This is a genomic window from Pedobacter sp. WC2423 (assembly GCF_040822065.1).
Lineage (GTDB): Bacteria > Bacteroidota > Bacteroidia > Sphingobacteriales > Sphingobacteriaceae > Pedobacter.
The window spans coordinates 284323-306291 of the sequence record NZ_CP162005.1 but is presented as its reverse complement, the minus strand read 5'-3'; the positions used below and the strand labels follow the sequence as shown (position 1 = coordinate 306291).

Here is a 21969-nt window from a genome sequence, read left to right as displayed (position 1 = left end):
GTATTATTTAACGCAAACAAAAAGAATTATGCCAAGAACAAATGACTTAATGACTTTAAAAGGCTTTGATCGCCAAAGCAAAAAACGTGACCTTATCCTGGAGCAACCATTTTCAAACACTGACATCAGGCATTATGGAATGCCTATTACACCATGCGCTGCATTAGAGATGATCGGGAGATTTCAGGATCAGGTAAATACAGATGACGTCAATGATCCATTTAGGAATGTTTATTGGGTAGAGTTTAGTAAAGCCTCCATTTTCAGGGTTTTATCCTATGAAAATTGTGAGTATGTAAGATTTTATCTTGCAATACCCGATAAAGATGGTAAAGATGCGAGCCTTACATTAGAAGGTGTTGATAGCACTGGGGAAGTGATTGCAAGAGCAGCTCTACTTGATGTAGCGGCGGCAATGCAAGCTCAAAAAAAGGTCAGTAATACCGCGGAGCTTGATGAAGACGCTATTTACAAGAAAATGAATTACCTGCTGCCACCAATAGAGGAAAAGGGTAATGGAGGCAGTCCATTTTTGGAGGCCAAAAATGTGAAATCAATGAAAGATTTTCTTGAAAGCCAGTCTCAATATCTGAAAGAAATGGACTTTGCAGAGTTTATAAAATCTTTTTATAATTACGCTAAAGAAAAGTTTTAATAAATGATTAACCTCAAGTATTTTTATTACTTCTTAATGGTTGCCTGTTTTGTAAATAGCTTATTCCTTCTAAAAGTCAGAAGAATAAAAATACTTGCTTTATTACTATTTATATCAATTTTGACGGAGGCTATAGTTGAAGTATATATCAGTAAAGGATTAAATTATTACCTAATTTACCATATATTTAATATACTGGAATACAGCCTTATAACACTATCTCTTATTGATGGCATCCCTATAAAGCCTATCAGAAAATTAATGTTATATTCCATTCCTGTATTTATTAATGGTTCTTTGATTATCAGTTTAAATATGCAGGACTGGACACAGATGCCATGTATCAGCAATAGCTTTGAAGCGTTGCTGATCATTACATGGTGTATACTTGCATTGTGGTGCATAGAACCAAATGATGACCGGTCAATTTTCATGCTGCCCTCCTTCTGGTTTATTATTGCATTTTTCATTTACTTTATTTGTACGCTGCCTTTTAATGGTATATTTAATTACTTAATTACTGTAAAATCCAACTATACAAAAGCAAAGTACCTTTTTTCACTTATAAATTCGGTTAGCAATTATTTCTTATATATATTTCTCTTAATTGGTTTTTCACTTTATAGATGGAAGAGATTTACGCCACAATAATAATTACTTCAATAATTCTTATCATTCTGTTTTTGGGGATTGTATTTGCAATCGTAAATTACAAAATGAAACAGCATGTTTACCTGAAGGAAAAAAAAAGCATGCAAGAGGAGTTTGAGAACCAATTGATGAAGTCTCAGATAGAGGTTCAGGAAATGACATCCAATGAACTGGCCAAAGAACTTCATGATAATGTGGGGCAGTTATTGAGCTGTACCAAAATGTTCATCGGCATAACTCAAAGAAGCCTGGCTCAGATCCCCGATACTTTAAACCTTGCAGAAGAGACATTGGGTAAAGCTATTAATGAGCTTCGTGCGCTTACAAAATCAATGGACAAAGAGTGGCTTGAACAATTTGACCTGATCACCAATCTTGAAAATGAAATCAACAGGATAAATGCAGCAAAAACAATCAGAATAAATTTAAGTCATTGTGGTAAATTAGGGTTAGATACACAAAAACAAATCATTCTTTTCCGCATAACCCAGGAGGCAATTCAGAATGCAATCAAACATGCTGACTCAGAAAACATCAGTATAAACATCACTACAATATTAAATACAATTGACCTGAAAATCTATGACGATGGTAAAGGTTTTGATTTAGAATCAGCGAATACAGGTCTGGGTATCAGAAATATGAAACAACGTATTGGCTTGTTAGGAGGAAGTATCTGCTGGGATACATCTGTATATGGGTCTAAAATCAATATACAATTACCAATTAATGATGACAAATATGAAAATTAGTATCGGAATTATAGATGATCATAAATTATTTCTGATGTCATTGGTATTAATGCTGGATACTTTTAAGAAGTACGAAGTTATTATTCAAGCGAGTAATGGTCAGGATTTGAAAGATAAAATGCGATTAAGCCTCAATCATCCGGAAATCATGCTGATTGATGTAAATATGCCAGTAATGGATGGATTGGAAACTACCGCATGGCTGAGTCAGAACTACCCTGAAATAAAGCTTGTTGCACTCTCAATGACTGATACAGACAGCACCGTTATAGAAATGATTAAGGCAGGTTGTTGCGCCTATCTTTTAAAAGATACCCATCCTAACGAATTAGAAAAAGCCCTTAATGAAATTTACATCAAAGGGCAATACAATGCAGATGTCAGTAATATCAATTTCAGACGTTTATTAAATCATAAACCAAATGTTCCACTACTCAATGAAAAAGAAAAAGTATTTTTAAAACTTGCATGCAGTGATCTGACCTACAAACAAATCGCTTCTTTAATGTTTTTGAGCGAAAGGACTATTGATGGCTACAGGGAAAAATTATTTGAGAAGTTGAATGTACAAAGCCGTGTGGGTATGGTGCTCGAAGCGATTAGAAAAAATATTGTTAAATTATAAACAGTAGGCTTATACCGCAAGGCGATTCTAATGAATTTCCCACCTGCACAAAGTTTTACCATCTTTTTTAGCCTTGTCCAAGCTGGTCTTTAAAAGTTTAAACTGGCAATTTTTTAATCCACGGCAGCTTGGTTTATAGTGGTATTTTTTTGAAATACCACTGTTACAGATATAAACAGACTTTGGGGTTGAAAAGTTAGTATTGGTGAAGAAAATGACAAGGAGTAAAAGTGTTTTCATAATTTATATTTTATGTGAAAGATTTCAATTTAATTCTCATAGTAGCTCGATTTTTCTAAAATGTATGTCCATCTGTTTTTGAATGGTCTTATCATAATCAGATTCAGTAGTGTATTTTCTTTAACTGTCTTCCATGCTTGTCAGGAGTAATCTCAATGTTTTTTTGCCATGCTTTTTTTATAGCTATGTATCTTCTGTACGGGTTCATAAAAGTTAAGCGATCAAACTGTTTATTTACAGGTAAATATTTAGACAAAAAAAACATTATAACTATCAGACAAAAAAATAGTAACAAACTAAACAAGGGTATAGACCAATAAACCGGTTATTTACGGTAAACCAGAAAACGAAAAATTATTTTAATAGCTTCAGGCTAAAACGATTGCCGGCCAGACCGTCTAAATTATAATAGATCTTTTGCCAGCTGCACTATCATATGGAGTTGTATTCCATGAAATACCAGAGGCGGGAACAGCTCTTTCTCTTCCCCAAATCCTGATCGCCTCAATTCTTTCGGGTGCAGTTTTGCTTAACGGTACAATATTTTTAAAACACTTCTCGAATAATTCATCATTGACTATATCATCCCCATGAATAACTGCCTGTATAGCAACATCTCTAACTGCTCCTTCAAGATCAGAACCAGCAAAGCCTTCTGAAATTTCAATAAGCTTCGTTAATATACCTTCTGTGGGACGGTTTAATAAATTTCGTTGGATGTAAAGATTGATGATATCCTTCCGCTCCTGGTTACCTGGCAGATCAACGAAAAACAGTTCATCAAAACGTCCTCTGCGTAACAGTTCCGGAGGAAGCTTGCTGACATCATTTGCAGTTGAGACCACAAATACTTTGGCTTCACTTTCCTGAAGCCAAAATAGAAACTGACCAAGCATTCTAATGGATGTACCACCATCATTTGAAGAAGTTGCACCTGCAAGACCTTTTTCAATTTCATCAATCCATAAAATGCAGGGGGCGGCATTATCGGCCGAAGCCAATGCTTCTTTTAATCTATTTTCAGATTGACCAAGATATTGTCCCTGAATTGCGGCAAGATCAAGACGGTATAAAGGCAGATTCCAATTGGCAGCAATAAACTTCGCAGATAATGATTTACCACAGCCTGGAACCCCCACTAAAAGAACTCCTCTTGGTGGTCTCATTTTTCTCGCTTTGAGATTAGATGTTAAGAGTTTTTTTTGATTATCAAGCCAATTTTGAAGCCCACTTAAGCCTGCAACTGAAAGTGTAGCAGGATCAATCTTTACTTTTTCCAATCCAGAAATGTCGCTGAATAATTTATCTTTTGCATTACTGAGTTCTCTGATATCATCTTTGGTTAGAGATCCTTTAGCCATTTGAGTGGCCAAAACGTTTTCTGCTTCTATTTTAGTCATATTTGCTAAAATAGTAGCAGCCATTTTATAATCGGTTTCGTCCCATTCCAGTGGAATAGAATTTTTATAAGGTGTAACACAATCTTTAACAACTTCCAGCATTTCTTCCTCGTTTGGCGCATTCAATGTGATTGTCATTCCCAATCGCTGTAATTGAGGCCAAATACTTTTTGTGGTAATTAAACAAATACTCCCTCCTCTTTCGATAGCCTGAATAACGCAATCATAAATATGCCTGGAGACCAGGTTATCATCTTCAATATCACTTACTTCATTAAAAACAAAAGTCAGGTTCTGTTTTTGTGAAATATACTGAACGGCATAATCCAGTCCGCCTGCAACAGACCGGTCATCATTCACACTTTTCCTGGTTTTAATATCCATTGTTCCATGTGACAGGCTGTGTACATAAATAGGGATATTGATTTCTTCAGCCAATTGCTGAACAACTTCCAATACCCTTGCCCTTTCAATACTTCTAATAGATATAAAGGGTATTCTTGCTCTGAACATCCGCAAAAGCGAAGTTTTGAATTCTACTTTGTTTGCCATTTTAGAATATTATTTTTCTACCTGTAACAGGTAGAATTTCAGTTGTTCCACTATCGGTTGTTTCTATTTTTTCTGATTTGCTATTTATTCCAAAAGAATTTAGCAGAATCATCATTTTTTCGCTTCCACCCGCGGATTTTGAAACACCGTCCTGTAGTGATTTTTTAATTTCTTCAACAAAGGCTTCAAGATCATTTTTAAGCGTTTTCTTTAAATCATCAGGTATCCCCTTTAAGGTGATAAATACGATTAAAGGATTCAGATTTTGTTTTCCATTTCTTAGAACAATCTCAAAATCAGCTATAGTTTTAGGCTCTTGCATTCGAAACGATTGCTGAAGTTTATTAAGCCATTTTTGCTTCCTCTTTTTATAAGTATTTTCAACTCCGGCATAGAAACGAGAAGCCGTTCCGGCATCTATAATAAAGGTCCCCTTATTCAGCTGTTCTAAGCTTTCATCATTACCTTCTCCGAATTGATTCAGCAAATTAATCCACTCTGCATAAGTTGTCGGCGACTGCATTATTGTTTTTTGATTCTTGGATTTATGAATTGATTTGGCGGAACAATATCCCATTCAGGGAATTTAGCTGTGTCAATTCCGCCTTGTGTATTACCTTGAAATAAATTGGGTTTTATTGCATTTTCTTTCTTAGCCTGATTATTGATGTTTTCAGGTTGCGCTGAATCGTTATCTAATATGATGTCCATCGTTTTAAATTGCTAAATGTTAAATAATGTTTCGTACTGTCTCTTTGGATACACTAGAGAAATTTTCCGGAATAATTGACCCGAGCAGTTCCAAAACCAATTCGGCCTTGTTGTCTTCTTCCTGATGCTCGATTCTATAATCTACAGTTTCAGAAATGCAACCTCTTAATACCGCTTTTGCCATACGTTTTCTCTCTTCAACATTTTCGGTGATTTTTTTCTTTGCTTTAGCATGGCTGTTGATTACATTCCAGATTATGACAACTCCAATTCCCAATCCGATTAATCCTGCAATAACATTTGATGTACATGCCCAGACACCGCCAAGAGCAATTAAAACACCGATGATCACACCACCATATGGAAATGAAAGTTTACCCAATTCTGTTTCGAGAACATTTTGATAAAAGATTTCTTGTTTTTCAAGGAGTTTGGTTTCATCACTTCCATTGCTGGTTGTTATCTTAAAATTATCGATATCAAGTTCAATGGTTTGTGGTATATTATTTCTATTCTGTGCAATAAAGGTATTGCAAGATTCAATAATCCAGGGTTGACTAATGGAAACAGCAAGTGATTGGGTTACTTTTGTTACGCCTGACAATTCTGGATTAAAAGAGGCATTTGTAAGTAGCTGGAGAAAATCCACCTGCTCATTAAAAATGTGCTTCTCCACATCTATCAATGCTTGTGCAGATTTTTTATCACCATCCATTTGAATAATAAGCTGATTTAGCCTCACTTGCTCTTGTAGTGGTAATTCTTCTTCATCGAAATTAGTTACCAGAAGTGACAAAATTTCATCTAACTGGACCTTCGTACTTTTTGAAAAATCCGCAGAGGCTGCGACAATACTTCTGAAATGCGCATCCAATATATCATATGTTTTAGCTTCTTTCAAAGAGGTTTCGAGTGCTTCCCAGTTTGTTGAAAATTTCCCCAGCAATGGATATTTTCCATCTGGCAAAGGCCCCATCGCTTTAAAGAAGCTAACCCATTGTGACTTCTGCTCATTAATAAAGGTATCACCTTGTGTGAGCTGATCCAACCAGCTTTTGACATTTGTCATCATTAATTGTCTTGCCGCAGGAGGGAATACGCCCGTGGTCACTGCTTCCAGTATGATGATGAACTCTCTATCCAGATGATGCGGATTTTGATGCATAAAATAACGCTCCAGCCATTTCAGACTGGCATCATTTCTTTGGAGTCTTCTCATTAACAACAAAAAGAAAAGAGTTGTCTTATAATCATCTCTTTTTAAAGCTTCTGCCATTGCTTTTTGATTAGCAAAGTGGTCATTTGTAATCCAGGCAGCTAATGCCACTAATGCTGGAGCCAGCCAATAACCAGGCGCTTTGATCATGACCTCTTCGGTCGTAAATTTTAAGGTATCATCGCTGACTACGCCTGCATCTACCCCTTGTAAAATACCAGTGGCCATTCTTCGGATTTCCGCGTAATAGCCATATTTTATTTGTAAATCTTGCTTTAGGTTCCCCTGACGGGTTTCAGCAAGTTGTAATGATTTATGTTTTAAATCTGCATTCACAAAATCGGCAAAAGAACCTGCCAGCTTTGTTAAATCATCCTCTAATTGGTCTTGTTTGAAATTTAGTGTCCCCAATTCGGATTTTACACCCGTCATATTTGATGATATTGACCGTAATGCATTATTAATAATAGTAAGGTCAGCGTAAGAGATTACTTGTTGTGACATAGGATTAGGTTATAATTTTGTAGCTGTTCCGTCTTTACGGATCAAAATAATTTTATCTTTATAGACTTCGACCATAGCATAAGCATTATGCTTTGCCACAACCCTGGCTTTTTCAAAATCAGCCTCCATCGTTTCATTTACTTTATAATGTTTGATGATCTGACTACCACTTAAATCAAGAGTATGCACTTCATAGGGGTGCCCTAGAAAACATTTGGATACTATGCCTAAAGGCAAACTGCTCAATGCTGCTGTACCAAATTCTTCATGAATTGCCTGCATAAGTGCTTCCATCCCTTTTGTAGCGGTCAGGGTTTTAGAATCAAACCCAGCGATGAGGGCAAGATATTTTCCAGAACGTTTTTTAAGTAAATCTCTATCACTTAAAAATACAGTAGATAACGTCTTTTCTTTACTAGTATCTAGCGTGATATCACTATTTTGAAGTATAATTCTTGCCATAAGATTTAATAGTTATCTACAGTTTGATGCAATTGACTTCTATAGTCATAAATCTCGTCCAGACTTTTAAGTTGTTTCTTCTCGCCTGTATCCTTTCCATTTTGAAAAGTCTCCAGGTATTTATTTGCGGTATTAAAGTGGAACCGGCAGATTGGTTTTCGGTTATTATTGTCAAGCAATACACCGAAATAAGACTGGGTATCTCTTGCTGCAATTCTATTCGCAGGGATTTTTTCTCTTAAAATTGCCTTAACAATTTGGAAAGCCTCCAATTCCTCTTCAGTAGTAATAATCCTGGACTCATCTTGATTTTCATCAATATTATTTGTTTTAATATCGTCCTGTTTTTCAATCTTCTCGTTAATGCTCAGTGCTGATTTTAAGCGAAAGCTTATAGACTCATTGATCGAAATAGCTAATGCTTTTTTCGCATATTCTTTAAAAGCGATCATTCGGTTTGCTGTAAGCGGTTTATCAAAAAAACGATTAACCAGTAGCTTGACGATTTCATCAGATGGGTTATCGATTTCTTTCTCGAATTCGTTCCTGATTGCCTTAATGTATTTGAGGCCTTCTGCCGAATCAAGAATACTTTCTAAGTTGTATTGATTCTTGGTAAAGCTTTCCAGAATTTTGATTGAGTTATCTTTCAGGTTTTCCAGATCAATAGTTAAAAATGGTTTCTCATCCATAATATTTGGCTTCTCCAGATCGGCATAGAAGTTATAAATCGTGCCGTTTGTCAATACACCAAATCTCGCTTTAGAAACATGATAGTAACGGTGGAGTTGTGAATTATGGGCATCTGCACTTTCTTTCCAGTGCTTGCATTCAAAGATGAGAATAGGTTCATTATTTTTACGGATTACATAATCCACTTTTTCGCCTTTTTTGGTTCCGATATCACAAATATGTTCTGGAATTACCTCTGTAGGATTAAAAATATCATAACCCAATATTTGAATGAAAGGCATGACGAAAGCATTTTTCGTTGCCTCTTCTGTGTTAATCTGATCTTTTAATCCGACTACTCTTTGATGAAGTTGTTCTAATTTAAGTTTGAGATCCATTTTCCTGTATTTTTAATTGACTTTATTTTCATCAAAAGTAGGGAGGTGAGCATTCCAAATCTTACGGTTTCCCGTAAGATTTGATTATTTCATGAAATACATTTTATTGATTTTGAGTGGAGTTATGGAGGATTTACCTGGTATGACATAAATTCGAGCAGGTCTTACAACCGTTTGTAGTCGGGTATATGTTTTTTGCTGTTGCTACAGCTCCAATACAGGAAGAAAATTCGCCCAGATAGGTTCTGTTGCCTGTATTTGGCAGGTATATGCAGTCTTCCGCATGAACTTCATGATCACCGTTACCCTGGGCATTTTTGTTAACATAATACTTTTTCATAATCCAGTTTTTTAATTAATAGACATGACAAAAGTATCAAGACAGGAAGTCTTTATATTACGGATAGCCGTAAAGCAGTTATTTTAATCGCAGCACTATCATTGTATTAAATAGCTTAAGTTTCGCATATGAATTTTAGCCATCATGTGATGTGGTTCTGATTATTAAAGGATAGGATTTTTTGATTTTACCGTCATTCATTAGCGTTTGTATTTATGCGTCAATATCATCGATCTCTAATTCAAAAACCTCAATAATAAGTCTTACAATCTCTTATTGTAATCTCACAGAGATGAGCAGCAAGATCTTCAGCCAGGCACTTGCGTAAGTTTAGAAGTTGTCTTCCCTCTTTGAAAAAACTTCCACAGCCCATCTTACTTGATATCCTGATTCTATCCTGCGAAACTTGAGTTAATTATATTCAGAGTAAGTATTAGCGAAGCGGTAATTTTGTGTTCTTGAAATTGCAATCAATATGTTTTTAATAAATTTCTGATTAATAATACTTAAAATGGCATTATTGTTTAATTTGCGATACAGTTTATAAACTTAGTAACTATCAATATGAAAAAACTATTAATTGCAACTTGCCTTTTATCCTTAGTTTGTCTGGGAAATAATGTTTCTGCCCAGCTAAAAGTTGGAAGAACTAAAGAACAAATTAATGCCGACAAAAAAAACATAACGCCCCAATTAGTTGGATCGAATAATCTTATAACGCCAACATTTCAGTTATATCGCTTAGGAAAGACGGTTGAAATTTTGACATTTACTGATGATATAAATGGAACCCGCAAAGTAGCATTCGCTTCTGTTAAAGATGAAAAAGATTTTTATAATTATGTATTAGGACTTTTTGATGATTTCAAAAATAATGAATTTTCGATAGGGAAAACACGAATCGTTCCATTAAAAATGGGCAAAATATTGGGTACAAAAAATTTAGCATTTGATTTTTATATAGACGGTGATACTCACGCCTACAAATCATTGATTATTGGAAAATCAGGTTGGGAAAGACTGTTTAAAAAATCAATAATTAACGAGAAATAAAAGCCCAGCACATATAAATTTTAAAAGTGCAAAGAATTAGATTTTTTAACCTTTTATCTTGCACCTTTTTTATTAATAACTCAAGTTTTGTACATGATTGCTAAAATTCACGTGCGAAACTTGAGTTAAATAATCTTTTTATCCTTACAATAAGCAACCAGCTGTTCATTGCTCGAAATATTCAATATCGTCTTGATTGCATTCAACCGTTTTTCAACGCTGCTTAAGCCGGATGGTTTAATATTATTTTCCAGCAAATAGCATGGGATATTTTTTTGAGGCATTCCATTACAGAGTAATTTGATGATCTCAATATCAAAAGTTTTAAAATCATAAGAATTTTCTATTCTTTTATTACGCATCAAACCGGCAGAACGATATTTTTTATTGCCGGAAACTGCATCTATAGCTTTCCTGAGATCTTCTGCATCATGGCGGGCTTTACGTACATAGGCATCAATGCCATGTTTATTAAACAATTCGTCGACCATATTGATGTTATTCTCAAGAGAGAAAACAATGATTTTTAAACTGGGCTGCAACTGTCTGACTGCTTTGATCAGTTCTCTGCCACCGGTAATCTGCTGTATGTTTGTGTCTTCGTCAAATGAGAGGTCAGTAATTAATAAATCAAAGGGATCTCCCTGACGCATTGCTATTTGCAGTATTGATAATGCATCATCACAATAATATCTAAATTCTTTCTGGACCGTACCGAGATCCTCCAGGGTTTTGCGCACGGAAATATTAACGTGTTCGTGGTCTTCTGCTATAAGTACTTTTTTGAACATTCTTCTTAAATTTTTACGAAAAAGGGAATGAGAGCTGAATTTCAAGTTCTTTCTCCTGTGTATTTTCAAATGTAATAGTACCCTGGATACTATTTATACGGTTTTCCGTATTTGTCAAACCATTTTTCTTGATGACATCATTCATCCCAACTCCATTATCTGAGTAAGATATATGCATCATACCTTCATTCCGGTTAAATTTCAGGACCACAGTTTCTGCCTGGCTATGTTTTTTCATATTGGTCATCAGCTCTTGTATGATATAAAAAACTTCAGTCTTTGCTTCAGGACTGACGCCTTCCCATAGCTCTTCCTCGTTTCCAATAATAAAAATTTCTATAGTTTCGCAGGAATAGGACTTTAGCATTTTCGAAAGCTCCTGATCGTAATTTTTGCCTGTGTTCAACTCTTTACTGTCATAAGAAATATCTCTCGAAATATTATAAAGGATTTCAAGTCTGTCCAGCAAAATATCTCTATTCACCTTCGGAGTATTATCTACTTCTGACATCAGCTGGTACACTTTATTAGCCACCCGGTCATGAATCTTTTTCACATACTTAATCTCTGTATTTTTAACTTCTATTTCTTTTTCCTGCTGAAGTCCTTTTTTCCTCTTTCTATACCACCAATAACCAGCTAATAAGAATAAGGCGAGAATACCTACTACAAAATTCTTCCTTTGAATATTATTCTGTTTTTGAATATTTTCTGCTTGAGCATTTAAAAAGTCGGCTTTATGTTTTTCCGTTTCATAACGAATAAGCGCAAACTGGTTTTTGGCAGCATTACGCACATTTTGCAAACTGTCATCAAGCTTTTGATAGGTTACAAAATATTGCTGGGTTAATTTGGGTGAACTCAGTTGAATCAATCTTCTAAGTGCTCCTAATCTGTTATCAGTGCTATTTAAATTGGTAGCTACCTGATAGAACTTATGTGCATAAAACAAAGCAGAGTCGGTTCGTTTTTTAGTATAAAAATCAGAAAGATGGAAATAGCTTGAATTCAGCCCTAAGAGATCTTTTTCTTGTTCACGAATCCGCAATGCTTTTAAGTAATCGGGTAAAGGATTATAGTTGGGGTTTTGCTGCCACCTGGCAAAGGTAATGTTAGTCAGTGCCATGGCATATTGTTTCTTGTTTTTAGAAGCTCCTTTCAAGATCTGATTGTATATTTTTAAAGCGGCTTTATAATCAGCAATCTTTAAATAGATTGTAGCTTTATTATTCAGATAAAGACGCATGGCTAAAGAATCTTTGCAAAATTCGATTGCAGCGTCATAAAACTTTAAGGCATCTGTGTAATTCAATAGCTTAGATGTTACAATCCCAAGGTTATTATAATTGGAATGAATGTAAAAGTACTGGTCTTCCTTCTTCTGATCAAAATAAGACATGGCATTCAGGGAGAGTTCTTGTGCACCGAAATAGTCTTCTTTGCCGGCCGAGATAATTCCCATATTGACTAAACACTTTCCTGCACTCAAGCTGTCTTTTTGCTGTAGGAATAAATCTTTAGCTTTATTGAAGTAAAGAAATGCACTGTCGGGCATTTCTTTTTGCCGGAATTCAAAAGCTTTATCGTAGAATAAGTTATCTTCCTTCTTTCCTTTCCTAGTATGGTCTGTACAGGAATAAAAAAGCAGGAGAAGAAACGAGAATAAATAGAGATATTTCAAGAGCTTAGTTTTATCCAAAATAAAGAAAAATTTTAGCTCTTTTATCAAAAAAATATTATTATATACATTAAAGAAAAAGAATTGATCAAATAATAATGAAAACCGATATATTAAATTAAAAGATAGGTAATGCAGCAGCCCCATAGAGTTACACACATTATGGGGCTGCCGCATTATTTCCTACCTACCAGTTATTATTATTTTGGTGGAGGATTCTGGCCGGTGTCACCTCCTAAAATAGGTTCAGTTTGAGCAGCACTCATCGTTGTATCACCATGTGTATGACAGGTTGTATGAGTAGTTGAAGGGGATACCAATCCCAATAGCATAGTTATTATAAATTGAAAAAACATGATTCAAAAATTTAGAATGTGATTACCATGTAGTCCCCCACGAATCATACGTGGGGACTGCTACAAATGCGAATCAGAAGGCCTTCTGAAATTTTTGGGAAGTGTGAGAATCAAACGCGGGAATTAATAACTGCTTCCCAAACCGGTCATTAACTACCGCGCTTTCATCTCTTTATGAAATCTGTTTTGTACATTTAAACTCTGATAGCGAATCAAAGTCTGAACTGATTTCTGATACAAACATACAGGGATGTAAGTAGCTAGCTATTAGAGGATTCCGAAGATTCCAATGATTCTGTCAGAATTCCGAAAATTCCTTAGAGATTCCGAAAATTCCATTTAATAATTATTTGCTAATTGATTTGAAAAGATTTGAAGATTATAAACAAGAGGTAATTCTGACTTATAAAAAGAGAAAAGATGAGGGAACATTACCTTATAATTTGCGGAATCTCACCACTGCAAATATGAAAAAGGAATGTCTGGCCGCTTTCCAAAATCGATATTCAGAAAAGGATGAGGAGACTTTTAAATTATTATTCAAGGAGGAAAGAAATAGCGCGGAAGAATATTTTAAAAAGCTGAAGACATCTAATTCTGAAATCTTCAAAGCCTTATATCAGTTCCTGAAAGGCGTCTCAAACGATACAAAAGACAACAATATTGAACTTTTAGCCTGGCTGATAGATTTCCACCCCAGACCACATGTTTATGCGGATATGGGTGAATTGGTAAAAAGTGAATGGGAATTTTCAGCGAATAAGTCAAAAGAGTTATATGCAGAAGAAAATAAAACAGTTGATATTGTTGAAGAAACAAAAGAGGAATTTCTGGAATCATCTTCAATACCATCACCTAACACACTGTTAGACAACAATAAAATCCAAAAAGCCAACGAAACAAAAAAAGAGGAATTTCCGGAACAGGCATCAACATTAACAGTTAATAACCTGTTAAGCAACCATCCAGCAGATAATGGTCAAAAGATAGGTAATGGAAAAATTGGTTTTCCAAGTAAATTCAATAAAGCAGTGATATCATTTTTTGCTGCTTTTATTATTGTGGGTGGGTCATATTTATTTTATGACAAGAGTAACCAATGTATGTACTGGAATGGCAACGAATATCAAACCGTAGCCTGTGATCAGAAAATTGAGGGAGCAAATATCCTTCCTAAGGATACTTTCAGATTAAAACAGCTAAAAAGAATAAAAAATATATCAGAGATTACCCGGGGTGATATTGGAAAGATTTATTACTCAAAGGTGAATAAAAAGGTGGAATTTTACACTACTGGTGGTGTAGATGTGGATACCAGTGGTATTGAGAATCCTACAGACAGCCGTAAAAGATTATTGCCCCTCACTGAACATATGTATACGGAGTATGTCGAAAGTAAACAACCGTAATTTGATTCTATACTATAAATCATTTAATTGATTGATTTAAACTGCAGGTTTCATCAATTCTCTTCGGTAGGTAATTGATACAACAGCCGATAATGTTATCTATTTTGTTCCGGTTTTTCAAACAAAACACCAATATCATTTTCCTGATAAGGATACAACTTTCCCCTGTGCTTAATTACATGTTTTTCCATGATGAGAATTTCTATATTATTCCGGCTATTGAATAAGATCTCCTGCTGCTCAATGGAGATACCGGAAAATATATAATGCTGGCATTTACAAACACACCTTGAACATTGTTCAGTAATTCAGTGCACAAACCCCATAAACAACGTAATAAACTGATTATAAAACAATTAATTTACCGGTCTTTATTTTTTAATGGACAAGCCAGGTTTAGAATCAGCAGAAATAAATTAAAAACTATATCATTTTCCTCTTGTTATATGCCGGAGATTAAATCCTGAATTACTCCAGGCTATTAACTGATTAAATCAGAAAATAACTTTAAACCTATAATTATGAGCTATAGAAAAATCATCAAAAGTGTTTTACACACCCATAAGGATAATAGTTTGGGCACATTTGCCCTTGTAGCCGGATTAGCAGCAGGTACTGCATTAGCGGTATTATTTGCTCCCAGATCTGGCCGTAAATTCAGGAAACTGATACTTGAAAAACTTAATCTTGCACCACAGCAAGAGCAGCACCACGAGCTGAAAGATCAGCTGTTAGCTGACCTGCGTGAAAATACACGTGAGCGTGCTGATCAATTACAAGGACCGCAAAAGAAACGAAAAGACCCAACTCAAATCAGGGTTCCTTCAGCAGGTACGACCGCATGGAAAAATAAATCGGAAACCCCAAAGCTGACTAATTAATAGTCAGCTTTGAGGTTATATAATTTACAATCATTTTTTTGCTCCAAAATTTTAATCACAATCCTGGCTAAGAATTACTTTCATTTCCCTAACGAAATATCTAAGATTTCACCTGCTACTTATTTTCCTGGAAGACACAGCCCAGAATCCCCAAAGTAAAACACAGATGATCAGTGCAGTTTTTGGAAAATAAAAAGACAGTGCAAATGCCGATAGATAGGTAAACAGGCCATACCGATAATTATTCCTGATCAAAGTAATCGTATGCGCATCCAATCCGGGACGCAACAATTCTTTGTCCCTGGTAGCCTGATACCATAATAAACTATAAGAAATATTAACCAGCACAAACATACCTGTGTAAATCGACACTGCAAACTGCTGCGAAGGAGTCTGGTAAAAACGAGCCAGCAAAGCACTTGGATAAGACACAATCGAGGCCAGAAAAAGAATAAGTCCATTGGCAAACATAACCCCGGTATTTCGTTTGTAAATCTGTTTGAACAACTTATGGTGATTTACCCACATGATAAAAATACTGAAAAATGAAATCGTAAAAGCCAGGTATCCGGGCCACTGCGCCTTAAGCTCTGCCAAAAGCAAACCAGGATCCTGACTTTTACTGAATTCCGGAACATGGAGTTCAAGCACAAGCAAAGTCACCGCTATAGCGAATACTCCATCGCTAAAAGCCTCTATTCTTGCCGTTTCCTTTTCCATGTATTTAAAAATTTATGATCACTATTTTTTGAAAATCAACTTATTAACCTGCGTTATTTCAGATTCACTTATCGTGTGCCCCATATTTTCGTAAATGATCTCCGTAACATTTGCTCCCATCTCTTCAAAAAGAGCGGCAGTATCGTTTACTCTTTCAACAGGTACATGAAAATCAGGATTACTACTCCCTAAAAATACAGGTGTACCCTCAAAATCACCATGGTAATTCCTGTGGTCAAGATGCTCCCCGATTACACCACCGGTAAAAGCAACTACCCCTCCATATCTTTTTGCATCAGAAGCAGCAAATTCAAGTGCAAGACATGCGCCTTGTGAAAAACCAAGAAGATAAATTTGAGACCTTGAAAAACCTTTAGTTTCCAGATCTGCGACTGTTTCTTTAATAACATTTAATGAAGAAGAAAGAAAAGGTTCGTTCTCCTGTCTTGGCGAAAGAAATGATGCAGGGTACCAGCTGTTTCCCTGAGCCTGTGGCGCCAGTAGCGCAAAATCGGCAACATGCAGCTCTGACGCCAAAGAAAGAATATCTTCAGCAGATCCTCCACGTCCATGTATCATAATCAGTACTTTATCGGCCTGGCTTAAATTCTTGCCAGCAGTAAATATATTTTGCATAATTCTATCTTTTATTAATCTTATTTCCGGCATTTTTTATTTAAGAACTAGCTTAATTCAGGGAGGATTTTCTCCAGATCACTTCTAAGATGTGCGTGCTGTTCTGGTAGCATTAAATGTGTACCCAGCTCACTGAGTGGCTCATCGATAGTAAAACCAGGATTTTCGGTAGCGATTTCAAAAAGCACACCACCTGGTTCCCGGAAATAAAGAGAGAAAAAATAGTCCCGGTCAATCTTCTGGGTAATCTGTAGGTTTTTACTGAGAATCTTTTCTCTGAGCTCCAGTTGAACCTCTTCATTCTTTACCCGAAAGGCAACATGGTGATTAGTTCCCGCAGCATTTTTTCCTCTCTTACCATCAGGAATTTCCAGAAGATCCACAATTGATGCGGTATCTACGGTATCTGTGATAAACCTGTAACGATTTCCCTCCTGAGCCAGCAGCCTGTAACCAAATATATCGGTAAGGACTCCTGCTGTTTCATCAATTTTCTGCAGACTCAATGTCGTACTATGAAATCCCCTGGTTGCATTTTCTTTTTTGACTTCTTCCGTTTCCCATGAGATTCTGGAATCCGCAGACTTTGGAATAATAAGACTTAAAGAGAGGCCGTCAGGATCTTTAAATGGAAGCACCTGTTCTCCAAAGCGTTCCAGGATTTCGCCTGCTTGTATATGGTGTTCTTTAAACCTTTTCTGCCAGAAACCCAGGCTGCCTTCGGGTACCGAATAACCAATCTCAGTAGCCATTCCTACACCTTCAACGCCCTGACTTATTCCTTCCCAGGGGAAAAATGTAAGTATGGTTCCGGCAGAGCCACTTTCATCACCATAATATAAATGATAGGTTTCCGGGTCATCGAAATTAACAGTCTTTTTAACCATTCTCAGACCTAATATTTTGGTGTAAAAATTAAAGTTTTGCTGTGCGTTGCCTGCTATCGCCGTAATGTGATGCAGACCTAAAATTGTATTTTCCATAAGTATTTTTGTAAAGGTGGTGGAGCTACCCTATTTGTGATTGAGTCTCTTTAGCAGAAGATTTAGTGTATAAATAGCAGATGACCATGGCAATACCAGGTACTAAAATCCCGGCCAATCCAAAAAGTTTGCCGATATAAGCACCAAGAATACATCCGGCAAGAAAACCACCGATTGTGATGGCTCCTCTTTTGAAATTCTCCAGATAATCAACATTACTGAACCTGCTGATGATCAATCCCTTAAGATCAAGTGATATTTGCGTAACATTTCCAGTCATCATGGTCGTTGGTCCAAAGGTGTCTTTAGCGAAGAGTTTACCGTAGGCATTTTGAAAGCCCATAGCAAAAACAACCATCATGACCACCAGGTACATTGGCCAGGTAATTTCCTGATTCTGGATATAACCAAGAAGATAGGCCAGGAAACCTGCTGCTATTAATATGAGCCCCTCAAAGAATAAAAGATAATGCTTGTTGACAACTTTATCAGCTATCCTTCCTGCGATCATGACCGATATTATGAAAACAGGAAAGGTCATCAACTTGATCCAGGCATCATTATCCGATCCTTTGACGAGCTGATAGGCGAAAACAATAAAGTTTCCTGTAACATGCGCAGAAAAAATCTTGTCTGCTGCAACGAAGGTAATAGTATCACAATAACCCGCTATTGCAGTTAATATCAGGGTAACGAACCAGATGTTCTGTTTTTGTTCCATTTTATTTTTTTAAGATAAGTGCGCCCTTAACATCCAGGCCATAGTCTCATGTTTTTCCATTAAACCAGTGATATAGTCACTGGTTCCAAGATCTTTTAAAGCATTTGCATAGCCATTGATGTTCGCTCTTAAATGAATAAGAATACTCTCATGATCTTCCAGAAGAGTTTTTATATAACCTTGACTATCATTTTTCTCCCTGCTTTCTTCTGACAAATGAGTTAACTCCAGATACTGTTTTAAAGTAGCCGGGGCATAATGGCCAAGGGTGCGGATACGCTCAGCCACCTCATCAACGATCTCTTCAAGCTGTATATATTGCGCTTCAAAAAACTTATGCTTATTATAAAAATCAGGCCCCTCTACATTCCAGTGTGCATTACGTGTTTTGGTGGACAGCAAAAATTCATCTGCAAGAATTTTACTCAGCGAATGGGCAACTTCTGCCAGATTTTCGGGTTTGATTCCAATGTTAGTCTTCATAATTGATATTAAATTAATTAAAAAATGTAGTTAGTAAATAGTGATCCAGTGAATACGTACCTGAACCTAAAGCCCATAACAAGAGCAAAGAAAGTGTATACATATAAGGTACATCCCGTATTTCAATGGAGTCTTTCCGGTGCACTACAAAGTACCCTATAGCCGTAACTCCAATAGTTGGCAGCAGAAAAATCCTGGTGCCCAGCCCCGCAAATACCAGAACAGGAACTATAGTATCTGAAAATGCAGCGACCAGGGCATTTAATTTCTCCGGCAGATGCAATGGATTAGGAACCTGCTCCCGCTGTCCGTTCTCTACGCTGAATTTCTTCATTCCATGTACGCGGAATAATTCCAGCATCAGGAGCATCCTGAAAATCAATAGCGCGATATTGTTGATCTGGCTGCCCGGATCGGAATAAAGAATGTCTTTAATTATATTTTCCATGATCTTTTTTAAAAAGCAAAGCAAGAACAACCGAGTGCTCCCCAGAATGCCGTATAATTGTTAATTGGAAGATTACTCTGGCGTACAGCATCATGCTGATGTGCATGAACATTGCAGCTGCCTGAACAAGAATGAATCTGTGCAGGTGTGTTACCGGGTTCAGCAGAATAGCCCTTATAAATATGAGTTGGTGACCAGTCAGGAAGTACTGGAATTTCAGGTGGAGAGAAGGAAGAAAAATCTGCTCTTGCATGTACAATTTTTCCATCTACAATGGTAAGATCAGCTTCTATGCCTTTAATTAATTCTTCTTCTACATTGAAGTAATCTCTGTTAAGCACAGCAAGATCTGCAAACATACCTACTGCAATATCTCCCTTTTTCTGCTGTTCGTTGGAGAACCAGGCACTGCCACGTGTATAGAGTTCAAGCGCTGTTTCACGGCTCAACTGCGATTCTTCATTGTATATTTTTAATCCTCCGACAGTTTTCCCGGCGCAAAGCCAGAACATAGATACCCATGGATTATAGCTGCTTACCCGCGTTGCATCTGATCCACCTCCAACCGGGACACCCATTTCCAGCATTTTCTTTACTGGTGGTGTCTGCAAAGCAGCTTTCTGACCATATCGTTCTGTAAAATATTCACCTTGATAGGCCATCCTGCTTTGTATAGCAATCCCTCCTCCAAGCGCTCTTACCCGCTCAATATTCATCTCATCAATCGTCTCTGCATGATCAAATATCCACGGTATTCCAGCAAAAGGAATATCTTGGTTCACCCTTTCAAAAACATTCAGAAAACGGGTTATACTTTCATTATAAGTAGCATGTAACCTGAAAGGCCAGCGTCTTTCTACCAGCAGGCGAACCACGCGTTCCAGTTCAGCTTCCATATTTTCAGGCAGATCAGGTCTTGGCTGAAGAAAATCTTCAAAATCAGCAGCGGAAAATACCAGCATCTCTCCTGCACCATTGTGACGGTACATATCATCTCCCTGGTAAAGCTCAACAGCACCTGTCCAGGCTTCAAAATCCTCAAATTCCTGTTTTGGTCGCTGGGTAAAAAGATTATAAGCAATCCGTACTGTCAATTGCTTTTTCTCATTGAGTTCATGCACCACTTTATAATCATCCGGAAAATTCTGAAATCCACCTCCGGCATCAATTACGCTGGTAATTCCGAACCTGTTGAGCTCCGCCATAAAACACCGGGTTGAGTTTACCTGATGCTCATAAGAAAGCTTTGGCCCTTTAGCCAGGGTAGAATAAAGAATCATCGCGTTAGGACTTGCGATAATCAACCCGGTAGGCATACCTGAAGAATCCCGCTGAATTTCACCACCAGGAGGTGCCGGGGTATCTTTCGTATAACCCACAGCGCGTAACGCCGCACCGTTCATAAATGCCCTGTCATAAAGATGCAGAATAAATACAGGCGTATCTGGTGCTATGGCATTGATTTCTTCGAGCGTAGGCATCCTTCGTTCTGCAAATTGAAATTCAGACCAGCCTCCCACAACTCTTACCCACTGTGGCGAAGGTGTTCTGTCCACCTGTTCTTTTAACATGCGTAGCGCATCTGCCAGCGAAGGCACTCCATCCCAGCGAAGTTCCAGATTAAAATTCAGCCCTCCTCTGATCAGGTGAATATGTGAATCGTTAATACCGGGTACTACCCTTTTATTTTTTAAATCAATGAGCTGGGTACCTGAATCTGCTAAGCTCATCATCTCCTTATCGCTACCAATGGCGATAAATCTGCCATCTTTTATGGCTACCGCTGTAATCTCCTTTTTATGCTGTGCAATAGTGTGAATTTTACCATTGAAAAGAATCATTTCTGCACTCATCGTATCTTTTGAATAAAGAATTAGTGATTGATTAATTAATAGAAGCTATTGCTTCTTTTATTCCCTCACCGGCAACTGTAAAAAATGAGGGGCCAGCAAGCAGTATAACTTTAGAAATTGGTTTAAAACTGGCCATTTTTTTATCTCTAAGCCAGATTTGTGTCTGGTAAGCTTGAAAAATGCCTTTAACGACATTGCCTGCTACCAGCGCAGTTGGAGAATCAATTCCTGCATCCTTAAGATCGCTTGCAAAAGAGAAATTTTTCACTTGTATCCTGAGTGCTTCATTCATGGCTACACTGCCAACAGCAGTCATCATATCAGCGTTGAACTTATTTCTGTCCCCCAGCCCAATCAATAAAAGTTTTTTTGCACCTATAAATCCTTTTGGCGGACTTAACAGGATCGTTTCCAGTGCATGCCCCTTAAATTTGCCCTCTTTACGCAAAGTGGTCAGCATTCCTTTCAGGTCATGATCAAGGTGTACCAGGCCATTTACCGCGGCAGGTAATGCAGGCGGGGAATTGAATATGTCTCCTTCTGTATATTCAAATACACAAACGATCTGAAGTTGACTAACCTGAGCGGATGGCCCTTGTACAATGCCTTCGATAGCCACACCATTAACGCTGCCCCATACTTTGGTTGTTCCCACAGCAGTGGTCTGCTGTGCATGCAATGCTGTTATATTTAAAATTGAACCGAAAACCAGCAAAGCTGTGGTTATCCCTTTACGAATCTGTTGCTGATTCAAATAGTTATTTTTCATGTTGTTAATT

The 21969-nt window shown here is 36.9% G+C and carries 24 protein-coding genes; 6 read left to right on the top strand and 18 right to left on the bottom strand.

All coding sequences use genetic code 11. From position 1 onward, the window contains the following. The first annotated feature begins 28 nt into the window (after window positions 1-28). The 3 genes from AB3G38_RS01060 (at window position 29) to AB3G38_RS01050 (ending at window position 2683) form a co-directional block, all read left to right on the top strand. Window positions 29-655, top strand: a complete 627-nt coding sequence (locus AB3G38_RS01060; RefSeq protein WP_367866644.1) for a hypothetical protein — start codon at window positions 29-31, stop codon at window positions 653-655. Between the two features lie 716 nt (window positions 656-1371). Further along, entirely contained in the window at window positions 1372-2058 is a 687-nt protein-coding gene (locus AB3G38_RS01055; protein ID WP_367866643.1) for a sensor histidine kinase, read from the top strand. Then, window positions 2048-2683 carry a response regulator gene (locus AB3G38_RS01050; RefSeq protein WP_367866642.1) on the top strand — a complete coding sequence of 212 codons (636 nt, stop codon included), beginning with the start codon at window positions 2048-2050 and terminating at the stop codon, window positions 2681-2683. Before AB3G38_RS01055 ends, AB3G38_RS01050 begins: the two co-directional genes overlap by 11 nt. A 638-nt stretch (window positions 2684-3321) precedes the next feature. Here AB3G38_RS01050 and AB3G38_RS01045 read toward each other — a convergent pair. The 7 genes from AB3G38_RS01045 to AB3G38_RS01015 all read right to left on the bottom strand — a co-directional run bounded on the left by AB3G38_RS01045 (window position 3322) and on the right by AB3G38_RS01015 (window position 9178). Then, window positions 3322-4875 (bottom strand): ATP-binding protein, encoded by a 1554-nt coding sequence (locus tag AB3G38_RS01045; RefSeq protein ID WP_367866641.1) that lies wholly within the window; start codon window positions 4873-4875, stop codon window positions 3322-3324. Between the two features lies 1 nt (window position 4876). Further along, window positions 4877-5362 (bottom strand): hypothetical protein, encoded by a 486-nt coding sequence (locus AB3G38_RS01040; RefSeq protein WP_367866640.1) that lies wholly within the window; start codon window positions 5360-5362, stop codon window positions 4877-4879. Window positions 5363-5397: 35 nt separating this feature from the next. After that, window positions 5398-5586, bottom strand: coding sequence for a hypothetical protein (locus AB3G38_RS01035; protein WP_367866639.1), 189 nt, complete (start codon window positions 5584-5586; stop codon window positions 5398-5400). Window positions 5587-5605: 19 nt separating this feature from the next. Continuing rightward, window positions 5606-7306, bottom strand: a complete 1701-nt coding sequence (locus AB3G38_RS01030) for a hypothetical protein (protein ID WP_367866638.1) — start codon at window positions 7304-7306, stop codon at window positions 5606-5608. A gap of 9 nt (window positions 7307-7315) precedes the next feature. Continuing rightward, complete coding sequence (locus tag AB3G38_RS01025) at window positions 7316-7768, bottom strand: hypothetical protein (RefSeq protein ID WP_367866637.1); 453 nt, start codon at window positions 7766-7768, stop codon at window positions 7316-7318. A gap of 5 nt (window positions 7769-7773) precedes the next feature. Continuing rightward, a complete protein-coding gene (locus AB3G38_RS01020; protein ID WP_367866636.1) occupies window positions 7774-8838 on the bottom strand; it encodes a type I restriction endonuclease in 1065 nt (354 codons plus the stop codon). A gap of 133 nt (window positions 8839-8971) precedes the next feature. After that, window positions 8972-9178 (bottom strand): hypothetical protein, encoded by a 207-nt coding sequence (locus tag AB3G38_RS01015; RefSeq protein WP_367866635.1) that lies wholly within the window; start codon window positions 9176-9178, stop codon window positions 8972-8974. Window positions 9179-9742: 564 nt separating this feature from the next. On the opposite strand from AB3G38_RS01015, the gene AB3G38_RS01010 reads away from it, so the two are divergent. Further along, on the top strand, window positions 9743-10231 hold the full coding sequence (locus AB3G38_RS01010; protein WP_367866634.1) for a hypothetical protein: 489 nt from the start codon (window positions 9743-9745) through the stop codon (window positions 10229-10231). Window positions 10232-10356: 125 nt separating this feature from the next. Here AB3G38_RS01010 and AB3G38_RS01005 read toward each other — a convergent pair whose 3' ends face one another. The 3 genes from AB3G38_RS01005 to AB3G38_RS00995 all read right to left on the bottom strand — a co-directional run bounded on the left by AB3G38_RS01005 (window position 10357) and on the right by AB3G38_RS00995 (window position 13056). After that, window positions 10357-11022, bottom strand: a complete 666-nt coding sequence (locus AB3G38_RS01005) for a response regulator (protein WP_367866633.1) — start codon at window positions 11020-11022, stop codon at window positions 10357-10359. A 13-nt stretch (window positions 11023-11035) separates the two neighbouring features. Next, window positions 11036-12703, bottom strand: coding sequence for a tetratricopeptide repeat protein (locus AB3G38_RS01000; RefSeq protein WP_367866632.1), 1668 nt, complete (start codon window positions 12701-12703; stop codon window positions 11036-11038). 197 nt (window positions 12704-12900) lie between these two features. Further along, entirely contained in the window at window positions 12901-13056 is a 156-nt protein-coding gene (locus tag AB3G38_RS00995) for a hypothetical protein (protein ID WP_367866631.1), read from the bottom strand. A gap of 362 nt (window positions 13057-13418) precedes the next feature. Here AB3G38_RS00995 and AB3G38_RS00990 point away from each other — a divergent pair, with 362 nt between their 5' ends. After that, the gene (locus AB3G38_RS00990) at window positions 13419-14465 is read left to right on the top strand and encodes a hypothetical protein (protein WP_367866630.1); all 1047 of its coding nucleotides are present in this window, start codon (window positions 13419-13421) and stop codon (window positions 14463-14465) included. A 521-nt stretch (window positions 14466-14986) separates the two neighbouring features. Further along, the gene (locus tag AB3G38_RS00985) at window positions 14987-15346 is read left to right on the top strand and encodes a YtxH domain-containing protein (protein WP_367866629.1); all 360 of its coding nucleotides are present in this window, start codon (window positions 14987-14989) and stop codon (window positions 15344-15346) included. A 108-nt stretch (window positions 15347-15454) separates the two neighbouring features. Here AB3G38_RS00985 and AB3G38_RS00980 read toward each other — a convergent pair whose 3' ends face one another. The 8 genes from AB3G38_RS00980 to AB3G38_RS00945 are packed head-to-tail and all read right to left on the bottom strand — an operon-like array spanning window position 15455 to window position 21959. Continuing rightward, window positions 15455-16066 carry a TMEM175 family protein gene (locus AB3G38_RS00980; protein WP_367866628.1) on the bottom strand — a complete coding sequence of 204 codons (612 nt, stop codon included), beginning with the start codon at window positions 16064-16066 and terminating at the stop codon, window positions 15455-15457. Window positions 16067-16087: 21 nt separating this feature from the next. Beyond that, window positions 16088-16702 carry an alpha/beta hydrolase gene (locus tag AB3G38_RS00975; protein ID WP_367866627.1) on the bottom strand — a complete coding sequence of 205 codons (615 nt, stop codon included), beginning with the start codon at window positions 16700-16702 and terminating at the stop codon, window positions 16088-16090. Window positions 16703-16749: 47 nt separating this feature from the next. Next, entirely contained in the window at window positions 16750-17685 is a 936-nt protein-coding gene (locus AB3G38_RS00970) for a ring-cleaving dioxygenase (RefSeq protein ID WP_367866626.1), read from the bottom strand. A 25-nt stretch (window positions 17686-17710) separates the two neighbouring features. Then, window positions 17711-18406 (bottom strand): YoaK family protein, encoded by a 696-nt coding sequence (locus AB3G38_RS00965; RefSeq protein ID WP_367866625.1) that lies wholly within the window; start codon window positions 18404-18406, stop codon window positions 17711-17713. 9 nt (window positions 18407-18415) lie between these two features. After that, the gene (locus tag AB3G38_RS00960) at window positions 18416-18889 is read right to left on the bottom strand and encodes a Dps family protein (RefSeq protein ID WP_367866624.1); all 474 of its coding nucleotides are present in this window, start codon (window positions 18887-18889) and stop codon (window positions 18416-18418) included. Window positions 18890-18902: 13 nt separating this feature from the next. Beyond that, window positions 18903-19337, bottom strand: coding sequence for a DoxX family protein (locus AB3G38_RS00955; protein WP_367866623.1), 435 nt, complete (start codon window positions 19335-19337; stop codon window positions 18903-18905). A gap of 8 nt (window positions 19338-19345) precedes the next feature. Beyond that, window positions 19346-21190, bottom strand: a complete 1845-nt coding sequence (locus AB3G38_RS00950; RefSeq protein WP_367866622.1) for an amidohydrolase — start codon at window positions 21188-21190, stop codon at window positions 19346-19348. Window positions 21191-21221: 31 nt separating this feature from the next. Further along, on the bottom strand, window positions 21222-21959 hold the full coding sequence (locus tag AB3G38_RS00945; RefSeq protein ID WP_367866621.1) for a M17 family peptidase N-terminal domain-containing protein: 738 nt from the start codon (window positions 21957-21959) through the stop codon (window positions 21222-21224). Between the last annotated feature and the right edge of the window lie 10 nt (window positions 21960-21969).